Genomic DNA, 12,637 nt, shown 5'->3' on the forward strand with positions numbered 1-12,637 from the left:
CGGAGATCACACAAACGGGGGGTGGGGCGTAGGGGTTGGGAGGATGGAAAGAGGATGTCAAATAAGGAGACTGAGTCACGTTGAACCACCTTATGTATCCACGAGCACATCACCAAAAAGGATGGCAGATATGAATATCAAGACTGGCGCACGCGTTTTCGCATTGTCCGCCCTTGCAGCAATGATGGTTTCCGCTCCAGCGCTCGCCAAAATTGAAGAAGGCAAGCTGGTTATCTGGATTAACGGCGACAAGGGCTATAACGGCCTGGCCGAAGTGGGCAAAAAATTCGAAAAAGATACCGGCATCAAAGTTACCGTAGAACACCCGGACAAGCTGGAAGAGAAGTTCCCGCAGGTTGCAGCAACCGGCGACGGCCCGGACATCATCTTCTGGGCGCATGACCGTTTCGGGGGTTACGCGCAGTCTGGCCTGCTGGCAGAAGTGACGCCAGACAAAGCTTTCCAGGACAAGCTGTTCCCGTTCACCTGGGACGCCGTTCGCTATAACGGCAAGCTGATCGCTTACCCTATCGCGGTTGAAGCCCTGTCTCTGATTTACAACAAAGACCTGGTACCGAACCCACCTAAAACCTGGGAAGAGATCCCGAAACTGGATAAAGAGCTGAAGGCGAAAGGTAAATCCGCCCTGATGTTCAACCTGCAAGAGCCGTACTTCACCTGGCCGCTGATTGCTGCCGACGGCGGTTACGCGTTCAAGTTTGAAAACGGCAAATATGACGTGAAAGACGTGGGCGTGGACAACGCTGGCGCGAAAGCGGGTCTGACCTTCCTGGTGGATCTGATCAAGAACAAACACATGAACGCGGATACCGACTACTCCATCGCGGAAGCGGCGTTCAACAAAGGCGAAACCGCGATGACCATCAACGGTCCGTGGGCCTGGACCAACATCGACAAGAGCAAAATCAACTACGGCGTGACGCTGCTGCCAACCTTCAAAGGCAAGCCGTCTAAACCGTTCGTTGGCGTGCTGAGCGCGGGCATCAACGCCGCCAGCCCGAACAAAGAGCTGGCGAAAGAGTTCCTGGAAAACTACCTGCTGACCGATCAGGGTCTGGATGAAGTGAACAAGGACAAACCGCTGGGCGCCGTCGCGCTGAAATCTTTCCAGGATCAGCTGGCGAAAGACCCACGTATCGCGGCCACCATGGATAACGCCCAGAAAGGCGAAATCATGCCGAACATCCCACAAATGGCCGCGTTCTGGTACGCCACGCGTACCGCGGTCATCAACGCTGCAAGCGGTCGTCAGACTGTCGATGCCGCGCTGAAAGATGCTCAGGGTCGTATTACTAAGTAATGACGTAGTCCCCTCTCCCTTTGGGAGAGGGTTAGGGTGAGGGTTGGCGCTATCCGCACGTCCTCACCCCGGCCCTCTCCCCCAGGAGAGGGAGAAAAGATCAAACGTTGTAGAGGAAAAACCCCATGGATGTCATTAAAAAGAAACGCTGGTGGCAAAGCGACGCGCTGAAGTGGTCAGCGATAGGTCTGCTGTGTCTGCTGGTGGGTTACCTTGTTGTTTTAATGTACGTACAAGGGGAATATCTGTTCGCCATCATGACGCTGATTTTAAGCTCTGCTGGCCTGTATATTTTCGCTAATCGTAAAGCCTACGCCTGGCGCTATGTCTACCCGGGCGTGGCCGGGATGGGGCTGTTTGTCCTGTTCCCGCTGATTTGTACCATCGCCATTGCGTTTACCAACTACAGCAGCACCAACCAGCTTGCGCAGGAGCGCGCGCAGCAGGTTCTGATGGATCGCTCCTATCAGGCAGGCAAGACCTTTAACTTCGGCCTGTATCCTGCCGGTAACGAGTGGAAGTTAGCGCTTACTGACGAAGCAAGCAGCAAATACTATGTCTCCGACGCGTTCAAATTTGGCGGCGAGCAGAAGCTGGCCTTAAAAGAGGCACAGGCCCTGCCGGAAGGTGAACGTGCCAACCTGCGCGTTATTACCCAGAACCGTCAGGCGCTGACCCAGCTCACCGCCGTGCTGCCAGACGAAAGCAAAGTGACCATGAGCTCGCTGCGCCAGTTCTCCGGCACGCAGCCGCTGTACACTCTGGCGAACGACGGCACGCTGACCAACAACCAGAGCGGCGTGAAATATCGTCCGAATAACGACATTGGTTTCTATCAGTCCATTACTGCCGACGGCAAATGGGGTGATGACAAGCTCAGCCCGGGCTATACCGTCACCATCGGCTGGGACAACTTTACCCGCGTGTTTACCGACGAAGGCATTCAGAAACCGTTCTTCGCCATCTTCGTCTGGACGGTGGTCTTCTCGGTGCTGACGGTGATCCTGACCGTGGCCGTGGGCATGGTGCTGGCCTGTCTGGTCCAGTGGGAATCCCTGAAAGGCAAAGCGATTTACCGCGTGCTGCTGATCCTGCCGTATGCCGTACCGTCGTTTATCTCGATTCTGATTTTCAAAGGGCTGTTTAACCAGAGCTTCGGTGAAATCAACATGATGCTGAGCGCCCTGTTCGGTATCAAACCGGCTTGGTTCAGCGACCCGACCACCGCCCGCTCGATGATTATCATCGTGAACACCTGGCTCGGTTATCCGTACATGATGATCCTGTGCATGGGGCTGCTGAAGGCTATCCCGGACGATCTGTATGAAGCCTCGGCGATGGACGGCGCGGGCCCGTTCCAGAACTTCTTTAAAATTACGCTGCCGCTGCTCATTAAGCCGCTGACGCCGCTGATGATTGCCAGCTTCGCCTTTAACTTTAACAACTTCGTGCTGATTCAGCTGTTGACCAACGGCGGCCCGGACCGCCTTGGCACCACGACGCCAGCAGGCTATACCGACCTGCTCGTGAGCTACACCTACCGTATCGCCTTCGAAGGCGGCGGCGGTCAGGACTTCGGTCTGGCGGCGGCGATTGCCACCCTGATCTTCCTGCTGGTAGGCGCTCTGGCGATTGTGAACCTGAAAGCCACACGTATGAAATTCGACTAAGGAGGGCATCGATCATGGCAATGGTACAACCCAAATCTCAGAAACTGCGCCTCCTGGCGACGCACTTAGGCCTGCTGATTTTCATCGCGGCGATCATGTTCCCGCTGCTGATGGTTATCGCCATCTCCCTGCGTTCGGGCAACTTCGCCACCGGGAGCCTGATCCCGGACGAAATCTCCTGGGAACACTGGAAGCTCGCGCTGGGCTTCAGCGTGGAACATGCGGATGGCCGCGTCACGCCGCCGCCGTTCCCGGTGCTGCTGTGGCTGTGGAACTCGGTGAAAATTGCAGGCATTACCGCCATTGGTATCGTGGCACTTTCCACCACCTGTGCCTACGCCTTCGCCCGTATGCGTTTCCCGGGCAAAGCGACGCTCCTGAAAGGGATGCTGATTTTCCAGATGTTCCCGGCCGTGCTGTCGCTGGTGGCGTTATATGCCTTGTTTGACCGTCTGGGCCAGTACGTACCCTTTATCGGTCTGAACACCCACGGCGGCGTGATCTTCGCCTATCTTGGCGGTATCGCACTGCATGTATGGACCATTAAAGGCTATTTCGAAACCATCGACGGCTCGCTGGAAGAAGCGGCTGCGCTGGATGGCGCAACCCCGTGGCAGGCGTTCCGCCTGGTGCTGCTGCCGCTGTCGGTGCCTATCCTGGCGGTGGTGTTTATTCTGTCGTTTATCGCTGCGATCACCGAAGTACCGGTTGCCTCACTGTTACTGCGTGATGTGAACAGCTACACCCTGGCCGTGGGTATGCAGCAATACCTCAACCCGCAAAACTACCTGTGGGGCGACTTTGCCGCGGCGGCCGTACTTTCTGCCATCCCGATTACCGTGGTGTTCCTGCTGGCTCAGCGCTGGCTGGTCAACGGCCTGACGGCGGGCGGTGTGAAAGGTTAAGTTTCATTTTGTTATGCCACTGCAACCCTCAACTTTAGACGTATTGTATTGACCCAACTTGTGACTGTTGTTAGGCGGCCTCCGGGCCGCCATTTTTTTATTCGCGTTTCAGCCGCTTCGAGTTGCACAGCCAGAGGGTGATCACCAGCAGCAGGATCGCCGCCGAGTAGATCAGTACGTCGAGCGGAGATTTATGATCGACGATGATCAGCCGCACAATCGCGGTGATCCCAATGTAGACAAAATAACGCAGCGGGAAGTGAAAGCCGGACTGAAAGTACTTCACAATCAGGGCAATAAATTCAAAGTAGAGAAAGTAGACCACCAGGCCTTCCACCAGCGCATATTTGCTGGTTTGTTCAGGAGCGAACAGTACATCCGCCAGATGCACCGTCTCTTTGCCGAGAAAGACGACCAGTATCAGGCCAAGGCTCAACAGACCGAGGTTCAGCACGGTCTGGAGGATAGTTGAGATAAACTCAACGCGCGGGCGAGTCAGGGATGTCATACAGCACCTCATTCTCCAGGGCGAGGTTCCTGTATAACGCAAAAATGTGACGGGGATCTATATTTTTTAATTATGTTTTATGTAGGAAGAAAACCGATGGAGCGTAAACAAACCGGGGTTCGCAACGTGACCTGTGGCGACAATGTGATCGTATATGAACCTGCTAACCTTTACGACTGTGTGCTGGGCAACGGCGTATTCGTCGGCCCGTTTGTTGAAATCCAGGGCAATACGCGCATCGGTGACGACTGCAAAATCCAGTCGCACACCTTCATCTGCGAGTATGTCACTATTGGTAAGCGTTGCTTTGTTGGCCATGGCGTGATGTTTGCCAACGATATGTTTCGGGAGGGGAAACCGAACGCCGACCGAGAGAGCTGGGGCCATATTACCGTGGGGAATGATGTTTCGATAGGCAGTGGAGCGACCATTCTGGCGGTATCCATCTGCGACGGTGCGGTGATTGGTGCAGGGAGCGTGGTAACAAAATCGATCGTCGAGAAAGGTGTCTATGCCGGGAACCCGGCGAGGCTACTGCGCCGCTTGTGATTCGCCCGGTGGCGCTGCGCTTACCGGGCCTACAAAATAGCAGGCCGGGCAAACGCAATGCCGCCCGGCGTGAAGCATCAGCGGAAGTTAATGTTCTTATCGCTCGTCATGTCATACAGCTGGAACTTACGTCCAAGCTGCTGACCCCCGTCACGCGTCAGCGGCGTCCAGCCCACTGCCGCACGGCTGCGGGTTGGGCCTGACGAGAACAGATCCAGCGGAATCGACACGTAGACCCCTTTGGTGAAGTCCCCTTCCCCGTATTCGTCCGGCGAGACGTTGGTGATGGTGGCGTAGCCGCCCACCACGACGCCGCTGTCGAAGTGTTTAGAGATATCCAGCGTACCGCCCTTATCGCCCGCCAGATACTGGCCGACGCTGGCTTTCACCAGCACGTCAGGGGCAAACGACGGCGTCCAGTAGGCGGTCAGATGGCCCGTTTTGACGCTGTAGTCGGTGAACTTCATCATGTCCTGCGCGCTGCGCCAGTCACGCTGCTTGACGTAGTTGGCATCCACCCCGAACGCCCAGTTGCTGTCGACAGGACGATAAAGCACTTCCGCCCCCGCGCCGCCGTACATGGTTTCCAGATACCCGCCGTACACCTGGCCGTAGAAGCCGTTGCCGAAGTACTGGAAGTAGTTGGCCTGCAGGTTATTCACGTAGGCATCGTTCTGCACGTATTCACGCACGCGGGTACGCACGCGCGGCAGCGTCGAGTCTTTTGGCGGGTTGGTGTAGTTGAATTTGTCGTAGTTGTTAGCGATGTTGCCGAACAGGCTGCCGGTGGTCAGCAGGTGGTCGGTGACCCACAGATCCGCTGTCGCCATCACGCCCAGCTGATACATGTAGAAGTTTTCAGGCCCGCCGACGGACTGGTTCAGCACCGGATCGATATGGAAATCGAAGCGCGATTTATCGATATACCAGCCCTGCTCGGTGGTGTCTGGCACCACGGGCTCAATGCGTTTTTGCACCAGCTCGGTTTCATGCCCGAGCGGCTCGCCTTCCAGATGGCGCTGGAGGCTGGCAACGTCCGTTTCGGTTGTGACCTGCGGCAGGTTGAGACGGTTCTCCGTCACGCGGATCGTGCGGATCCCCTCCGGCAGATCGTTCATGACGATCCGGTTGGCGCGTTCGATCCCTTCGCGCGAGTCGCGGTATTTCACCTGCTCGCCGGTGACGTAAAGCGTGTCGCCCTTGGTCTGAATCTTCGGATCCGCCAGACCGGCATTGTATTTCAACAGCGTCAGCTGGTTTGCCACCACGGAGTGCTGCAGAATCGCATCCTGCGGCTCCGGCCGGTATGCAGGGCGCGCGTTATCATTGTAGTGCGGCCGCATGTCGTTAAAGTTGGTGCGCAGCGTGAAGCCAAACATCACCGTATTGCCGCGCTCGTAGCTGAGGTTAACGTCGGCCCAGTCGGTGACGCGATAAATGGCGCCGACGTTAAACTTGCTCTTCTGCTCAATCTTCCCGGCGAAGTCGTGCGAGTAGTCATTTCCTTCATATTCCAGCTTCAGGCGTAATGGCTGCCAGGGCGTTTGATACTCTACGCCGCCAAACAGCGATGCCGGGCCGTGGAACATCTGATCCCCGTTGATGGAACCGGCTTTTTTGTAGCTGTTATCGCGATAGCAGTATTTGTCGCTGTAGGAGCAAAACGGGTTTTTCACGTTACCGCTGGTGCCGAGATAGCCCCATCCCAGGCCGAGCGAGAAGTCGAACGGGCCCCAGGCTTTGCTGGCCACGATGTATTCCGCATCAAACAGACCGGTACCACCGATATCTTTGGCCCCCACGGACACCTGCGGCATCCAGTAGCTCTCTTCCCACAGGCGCAGCTTGACGTCGAAGGCTTTATCTTTGTAGGTCTGATCGCCGGAGAACGCCTCAACGCTGCTGTATTGTTTCGTACGCACGTCGGTATAGCGCAGCGTGGTTTCAAGCCACGGGAATAGCTGTACCGAGGCGGAGTAGTAGCGATACTGGTCGTTATCACGGTAGTTAAGGCTAATTTCCCCTTCGCGCGCCATACGCGCGGTGGGCGTTTGCAGTAAACCGACGCCGCCGAAGTCTGACTGAGACGGGCCAATGGGTGCCGGATACGTTTCTGCATGGCAGGCGGCACTCACGCAGAGCGCCAGCATGCTGTAGAGATAGGTTTTTTTCATTATTCCGGTATCCGCTGAATCAGGGAGTGAAGGATATCGGCGTTAAGCCCGTCATACGCCTTCGTCCAGAAATGGTCGGCAAAACCGACAAAAATGATGCTGCCCGGCATAGGTTCGATATGCCGTTTATTCCAGTAAGCGGCGGGGGCTTTTTGTGTGTGCCCGTCAGGGTAAACCACCCAGGCGTAGCTGTTATCGGCACCGCTCAGCAGGCTCTGCTCGTCGAGGTAGCTCGCCACGTCACGACCGGGCGTGAAGGGCTTTTTACCCGGGCTGCTGATAAGCCCCATCACGGTCACCGTCGTCGGCTTCACCGGCAGCCAGAGCGTATACTCCCCTTCAAGCGTGGGGTTGCCCTTTTCCGTGACGCGCACTTCATCGGGATCAAGATTCACTTTCTGACGGCCCGTCACCTTCAGCGCCTGCAGCTGCTGGCGTACGCTGTTAATGGCCGCCGCGTCGTCGCCATCTTCCTGCTCCGCTAACCCCGTCAGCCTGGCAAGGAGCGCCTTGTGCTGTTGTTCCGCTTCAGCGGTCTTCTGCCGTTCAGCGATCACAGCCCCCGGCCACCAGCTGTTGGCGAGCCTTGGCTGTCCGACGAGATCGATCAGATGCTCGGCGTGGGTTAAGGTTTTGGGTTTTTCACTGTCCGGCGTGTAGACATTTACCGTCCCTGCGGACCATGCCAGCGGCGCGGCAAGGCTGGCGAGAAGCGAAACGTGGATGAGCGTTTTCATGATTTCGCCGCCTTGATCAGGGTGGTTTTCACCGGGAAGAATCCGGCACCGAGATACTGCAGGGACTGGCGGATCTGCCCTTCCTCGTCGATCCAGAAGCGGTTGTGCCAGGTGGCCTGGTCGGTGGTGACTTCTTCATCCAGCACGCGAACATGGGTTTCGTCGCTGCCGACTTTCACGCTGTCCGTGCCGTCCCAGCGGAAGGTCGAGCGTGCCGTGGCGTAACGCACCTGCTTATGTTCGGTCCAGCCCATCGTGCGCGTCCAGCTTGCGCCGTCGACGATCTGGTTCGGCTCGATCAGCGGATCGGCAGCGATATTATTCACTTCCAGCAGGTTGTCGCCGCCCAACAGGGTTTTCACGATACGGCCATGCTGCGTCACGATGGTGGCCTGATCCTGCGTCACCCATTTCTGCTGCCCGTTTTCATCGAAAGCGAGCACCACAAACAGCTGCGGGCCATCGTTTAGCTGCATGTACTGACTGGCATAGGGCATGTTTTGAAGTTCGTCATCGGTCAGATGTACGCCCGGTGTACCGAACATGCTTTCCCACAGTGAGTTTCCCAGCCCTTTAGTGGTGGCCGAGCACGCCTGCAGCAGCAGGCAAATCAGAATGATTGCAGGTCGCTTCACGACTCTTCTCCGAAGGGGCGAAATAACCACACCGAAGTGTGGTTATGATTAAAACACCCGCTATTACTGGGTGCTGGTTGTCGTGGTGGTCGTGGTTCCGGTATTGGAGCCATCACCGCCACCGGTTGCCGCCAGCGCGACACCCACGGCTGAACTTACGGTGCTGGCGCTGGCTGCGGTAGAACTACCCGCAGACGCAGACGTCGCAGCCGAACCTGCCGCTTCCCCGACCTGAACCGGAGCTGCATAGACAGATGTCGCCGCAAGCGCAGATATGGCAAAAATGCCATACAGTACTTTCTTCATAACAATTTCCCTTCAATGAATGAATGGAGATTTGCCCGAAAAGAATTTCAGGCGGAATCGAGTATACACAACTAGTGCCGTGGGTTTGCCGTAAGGGGAAATAGGGATGGAGTTTTCGGATTAATGGTTAAAGTGGAAATGAAAGACAAATAACATAAATATATAATTCATACAAATCAATGAGTTATAATATAATGATATTAATGGACCACTACGTATTTTCTTAAAATAAACCGCAGCAATTAACGGGTTAAGCGTCTTTTTCGGATTAAACTCAGATTCAGAATTTGAGTTAACTAACAGACATCAGGAATTATCTGATAAAAAAATGCCGGCATTAAGCCGGCACGTTTTCATGACGTTTTAATTACGCACGCCACGCTTTATAACGGTTGATCAAACCATTTGTGGAGCTGTCATGGCTGGCAATCGCTTTATCATCACCCAGCTCTGGCAGAATACGGTTTGCCAGCTGTTTGCCCAGTTCAACGCCCCACTGGTCAAAGGTGAAGATGTTCAGGATGGCGCCCTGCGTGAAGATCTTGTGCTCGTACAGGGCAATCAGCGCGCCCAGGCTGAACGGCGTGATTTCGCGCAGCAGGATGGAGTTGGTTGGGCGGTTGCCTTCGAACACTTTGAACGGCACAACGTGGTCCAGAGTTGCAGGATCTTTACCCTGGTCACGGTATTCCTGCTCAACCACTTCGCGGGATTTACCGAACGCCAGCGCTTCGGTCTGCGCAAAGAAGTTCGACAGCAGCTTCGGATGGTGATCGGACAGCGGGTTATGGGTGATAGCCGGGGCGATGAAATCGCACGGTACCATTTTGGTGCCCTGGTGGATCAGCTGGTAGAAGGCATGCTGACCGTTGGTGCCCGGCTCGCCCCAGATGATTGGGCCAGTCTGGTAATCCACCGCGTTGCCGTTACGGTCAACGTATTTACCGTTGGATTCCATATTGCCCTGCTGGAAGTAGGCTGCGAAGCGGTGCATGTACTGGTCGTAAGGCAGGATCGCTTCGGTTTCAGCGCCGAAGAAGTTGTTGTACCAGATACCGATCAGCGCCAGCAGCACCGGCAGGTTTTTCTCTGGTGCGGTAGTGGAGAAGTGTTTATCCATCGCGTGCGCGCCGGAGAGCAGCTCAACGAAGTTGTCGAAGCCCACGGACAGGATGATGGACAGACCGATCGCAGACCACAGGGAGTAGCGGCCGCCAACCCAGTCCCAGAACTCGAACATGTTCGCGGTATCAATGCCGAACTCGCTGACGGCTTTACCGTTGGTAGACAGCGCCGCGAAGTGTTTCGCCACGTGCTTGTTGTCGCCCGCGGTTTTCAGGAACCAGTCGCGCGCGCTGTGGGCGTTGGTCATGGTTTCCTGAGTGGTGAAGGTTTTGGAGGCAACCAGGAACAGGGTGGTTTCCGGGTTCACGTTCTTCAGCACTTCGGCGATGTGGGTACCATCGACGTTAGACACAAAGTGCATATTGAGGTGGTTTTTGTACGGGCGCAGCGCTTCGGTCACCATGAACGGACCGAGGTCAGAGCCGCCGATACCGATGTTAACCACGTCGGTGATCGCTTTGCCGGTGTAGCCTTTCCAGCTACCGGAGATGATCGCTTCGGAGAAGGCTTTCATCTTTTCCAGCACCGCGTTCACTTCCGGCATGACGTCTTTGCCGTCAACGATGATTGGCGTATTGCTACGGTTACGCAGGGCCACGTGAAGCACGGCACGGTCTTCGGTACGGTTAATTTTCTCACCGGAGAACATGGATTTGATGGCGTCGGCAAGCTCGGTTTCTTTTGCCAGATCCTGCAGTTTTGCCAGCGTCTCTTCGGTAATGCGGTTTTTGGAGAAATCCACCAGCATCAGGTCGTCGAAGGTCGCGGAGAACTTAGCGAAACGATCGGCATCTTTCGCGAACAGATCCGCGATGGTGACGTCTTTCATTTCATCAAAATGTTTCTGGAGTGCCTGCCAGGCAGCGGTCTGCGTTGGGTTGATGTTTTTCATTAGCAATACTCTTCTGATTTGAGAATTGTGACTGCGGTCGATTGTAGCGCCTGCAAATAAAAATTGTGATGGTTTTTATGCCATTGCCCTGGCCTGCATCAAACACAGGTGAAAAGACCCGAAAAGTATAGCTGCTGAAGTGCCCTCCCGGGGCGGCGAAATGTCGCCCAAAACAGGCTAAAATGGAGCATAAAATATGGCCCTGTTATAAGTCCTGTTTCTCAGGGGTACCCCCCCATAAAAAATCCGCATAATCCCAGCATTGACAGGACCTCCCCCGCATTTTATTTATAGGGCCGTATTTTGCGCCTGCACCTGTTTTCGTTTCACTCTTGTGCCAAGGTCGCTTATTCATTCCCTGACACGAGGTTGTTATGACGAGTTTTGTGGTCGCCAAATTTGGCGGCACCAGTGTGGCCGATTACGATGCCATGAACCGCAGCGCCGATGTGGTGCTGGCCGATCCGAATACCCGTCTGGTGGTGCTCTCAGCATCCGCCGGCGTGACGAACCTGCTGGTTTCTCTGTCTGAAGGACTGGAAGCGACAGAACGTTTCGTGAAGCTAGATGCACTGCGCAAAATTCAGTTCGACATTCTTGAGCGTCTGCAGAACCCGAACGTTATCCGCGAGGAAGTGGAACGTCTGCTGGAAAATATCACCACCCTGGCAGAAGCGGCCTCTCTGGCCACCTCCACCGCCCTGACCGACGAGCTGGTCAGCCACGGCGAACTGATGTCCACCCTGCTGTTTGTGGAAATCATGCGCGAGCGTAACATTCAGGCGCAGTGGTTTGACGTGCGTAAAGTGATGCGTACCAGCGATCGCTTTGGGCGTGCCGAGCCGGACGTTGAGGCGCTGGCGGAGCTGACCAATCAGCAGCTGGCACCACGCCTGGCAGACGGTATCGTGATTACCCAGGGCTTTATCGGCAGTGAAGCGAAAGGCCGCACCACCACGCTTGGCCGTGGCGGCAGCGACTACACCGCCGCGCTGTTGGGCGAAGCCCTGCATGCAACGCGCGTGGATATCTGGACGGACGTTCCGGGCATTTACACCACCGACCCGCGCGTCGTTTCTGCGGCTAAACGTATTGATGTGATCGCCTTTGAAGAAGCCGCGGAAATGGCCACCTTCGGCGCGAAAGTGCTGCACCCGGCAACGCTGCTGCCGGCCGTACGCAGCGATATTCCGGTCTTCGTGGGTTCCAGCAAAGATCCGAAAGCGGGCGGGACGCTGGTCTGCAAGAAAACCGAAAACCCACCGCTGTTCCGCGCCCTGGCCCTGCGCCGTCGCCAGACGCTGGTGACGCTCCACAGCCACAATATGCTGCATTCCCGCGGATTCCTGGCGGAAGTGTTTGGCATTCTGGCGCGCCACAATATCTCGGTGGATCTGATCACCACCTCTGAAGTGAGCATTGCGCTGACGCTGGACACCACCGGCTCTACCTCCACCGGCGACACGCTGCTGACGCAGTCTCTGCTGATTGAGCTTTCTGAGCTGTGCCGCGTGGAAGTGGAAGAAGATCTGGCGCTGGTTGCCATCATTGGCAACAAGCTGTCGCGCGCCTGCGGCGTGGGTAAAGAGGTGTTCGGCGTGCTCGACCCGTTCAGCATCCGCATGATCTGCTACGGCGCATCCAGCTACAACCTCTGCTTCCTGGTGCCTGCCGATCAGGCTGAGCAGGTCGTGCAGAAACTTCATCAGAATTTGTTTGAATAAAATTCGTTAGCACGATAAACAATACCTATAAGCCGGGCACAGACCCGGCTTTTTCATAACTAAACAACACGACAATACTGCAAGGAATCCA

General features: G+C 55.8%; 11 protein-coding genes. 5 read left to right on the forward strand and 6 right to left on the reverse strand.

The genetic code is table 11. The annotated features are described in order from the left end of the window. Window positions 1–130: 130 nt before the first annotated feature. The 3 genes from malE to malG all read left to right on the forward strand — a co-directional run bounded on the left by malE (window position 131) and on the right by malG (window position 3,896). Window positions 131–1,321 (forward strand): maltose/maltodextrin ABC transporter substrate-binding protein MalE, encoded by a 1,191-nt coding sequence (gene malE, locus DFO52_RS19065; RefSeq protein WP_032662640.1) that lies wholly within the window; start codon window positions 131–133, stop codon window positions 1,319–1,321. Between the two features lie 125 nt (window positions 1,322–1,446). After that, a complete protein-coding gene (malF, locus tag DFO52_RS19070) occupies window positions 1,447–2,991 on the forward strand; it encodes a maltose ABC transporter permease MalF (protein WP_133550988.1) in 1,545 nt (514 codons plus the stop codon). A 14-nt stretch (window positions 2,992–3,005) separates the two neighbouring features. Beyond that, window positions 3,006–3,896: a maltose ABC transporter permease MalG gene (malG, locus tag DFO52_RS19075; protein ID WP_023310002.1), complete on the forward strand. Its 891-nt coding sequence runs from the start codon at window positions 3,006–3,008 to the stop codon at window positions 3,894–3,896. A gap of 97 nt (window positions 3,897–3,993) precedes the next feature. On the opposite strand, the gene psiE is transcribed toward malG, so the two are convergent. Then, window positions 3,994–4,404 (reverse strand): phosphate-starvation-inducible protein PsiE, encoded by a 411-nt coding sequence (gene psiE / locus DFO52_RS19080; RefSeq protein ID WP_000202963.1) that lies wholly within the window; start codon window positions 4,402–4,404, stop codon window positions 3,994–3,996. A gap of 96 nt (window positions 4,405–4,500) precedes the next feature. Between psiE and DFO52_RS19085 the strand changes: the two genes are divergently transcribed. Further along, window positions 4,501–4,953 (forward strand): acyltransferase, encoded by a 453-nt coding sequence (locus tag DFO52_RS19085; RefSeq protein ID WP_047646913.1) that lies wholly within the window; start codon window positions 4,501–4,503, stop codon window positions 4,951–4,953. 77 nt (window positions 4,954–5,030) lie between these two features. Here the strand turns inward: DFO52_RS19085 and DFO52_RS19090 are convergent, their stop codons facing one another. The 5 genes from DFO52_RS19090 to pgi form a co-directional block, all read right to left on the reverse strand. Beyond that, on the reverse strand, window positions 5,031–7,127 hold the full coding sequence (locus DFO52_RS19090; RefSeq protein ID WP_133550989.1) for a YjbH domain-containing protein: 2,097 nt from the start codon (window positions 7,125–7,127) through the stop codon (window positions 5,031–5,033). After that, the gene (locus DFO52_RS19095) at window positions 7,127–7,864 is read right to left on the reverse strand and encodes a capsule biosynthesis GfcC D2 domain-containing protein (protein WP_133550990.1); all 738 of its coding nucleotides are present in this window, start codon (window positions 7,862–7,864) and stop codon (window positions 7,127–7,129) included. Before DFO52_RS19095 ends, DFO52_RS19090 begins: the two co-directional genes overlap by 1 nt. After that, on the reverse strand, window positions 7,861–8,499 hold the full coding sequence (locus tag DFO52_RS19100; RefSeq protein ID WP_133550991.1) for a YjbF family lipoprotein: 639 nt from the start codon (window positions 8,497–8,499) through the stop codon (window positions 7,861–7,863). The genes DFO52_RS19095 and DFO52_RS19100 overlap by 4 nt, the downstream gene beginning before the upstream one ends. A 63-nt stretch (window positions 8,500–8,562) precedes the next feature. Beyond that, window positions 8,563–8,805, reverse strand: a complete 243-nt coding sequence (gene yjbE, locus DFO52_RS19105; RefSeq protein ID WP_008503423.1) for an exopolysaccharide production protein YjbE — start codon at window positions 8,803–8,805, stop codon at window positions 8,563–8,565. Window positions 8,806–9,172: 367 nt separating this feature from the next. After that, window positions 9,173–10,822 carry a glucose-6-phosphate isomerase gene (gene pgi, locus DFO52_RS19110; RefSeq protein WP_121426211.1) on the reverse strand — a complete coding sequence of 550 codons (1,650 nt, stop codon included), beginning with the start codon at window positions 10,820–10,822 and terminating at the stop codon, window positions 9,173–9,175. 374 nt (window positions 10,823–11,196) lie between these two features. On the opposite strand from pgi, the gene lysC reads away from it, so the two are divergent. Beyond that, window positions 11,197–12,546 carry a lysine-sensitive aspartokinase 3 gene (lysC, locus tag DFO52_RS19115; protein ID WP_023334126.1) on the forward strand — a complete coding sequence of 450 codons (1,350 nt, stop codon included), beginning with the start codon at window positions 11,197–11,199 and terminating at the stop codon, window positions 12,544–12,546. Window positions 12,547–12,637 lie beyond the last annotated feature (91 nt).

The organism is Enterobacter sp. AG326 (genome assembly GCF_004362415.1).
GTDB lineage: Bacteria > Pseudomonadota > Gammaproteobacteria > Enterobacterales > Enterobacteriaceae > Enterobacter > Enterobacter asburiae.

What these genes read in the sequence shown, in the direction of transcription:
- malE (WP_032662640.1), top strand. Translation starts at nt 131, where the DNA reads ATGAATATCAAGACTGGCGCACGCGTTTTCGCATTGTCCGCCCTTGCA.
- DFO52_RS19085 (WP_047646913.1), top strand. Translation starts at nt 4,501, where the DNA reads ATGGAGCGTAAACAAACCGGGGTTCGCAACGTGACCTGTGGCGACAAT.
- psiE (WP_000202963.1), bottom strand. Translation starts at nt 4,404, where the DNA reads ATGACATCCCTGACTCGCCCGCGCGTTGAGTTTATCTCAACTATCCTC.
- DFO52_RS19090 (WP_133550989.1), bottom strand. Translation starts at nt 7,127, where the DNA reads ATGAAAAAAACCTATCTCTACAGCATGCTGGCGCTCTGCGTGAGTGCC.
- malF (WP_133550988.1), top strand. Translation starts at nt 1,447, where the DNA reads ATGGATGTCATTAAAAAGAAACGCTGGTGGCAAAGCGACGCGCTGAAG.
- yjbE (WP_008503423.1), bottom strand. Translation starts at nt 8,805, where the DNA reads ATGAAGAAAGTACTGTATGGCATTTTTGCCATATCTGCGCTTGCGGCG.
- DFO52_RS19095 (WP_133550990.1), bottom strand. Translation starts at nt 7,864, where the DNA reads ATGAAAACGCTCATCCACGTTTCGCTTCTCGCCAGCCTTGCCGCGCCG.
- pgi (WP_121426211.1), bottom strand. Translation starts at nt 10,822, where the DNA reads ATGAAAAACATCAACCCAACGCAGACCGCTGCCTGGCAGGCACTCCAG.
- lysC (WP_023334126.1), top strand. Translation starts at nt 11,197, where the DNA reads ATGACGAGTTTTGTGGTCGCCAAATTTGGCGGCACCAGTGTGGCCGAT.
- malG (WP_023310002.1), top strand. Translation starts at nt 3,006, where the DNA reads ATGGCAATGGTACAACCCAAATCTCAGAAACTGCGCCTCCTGGCGACG.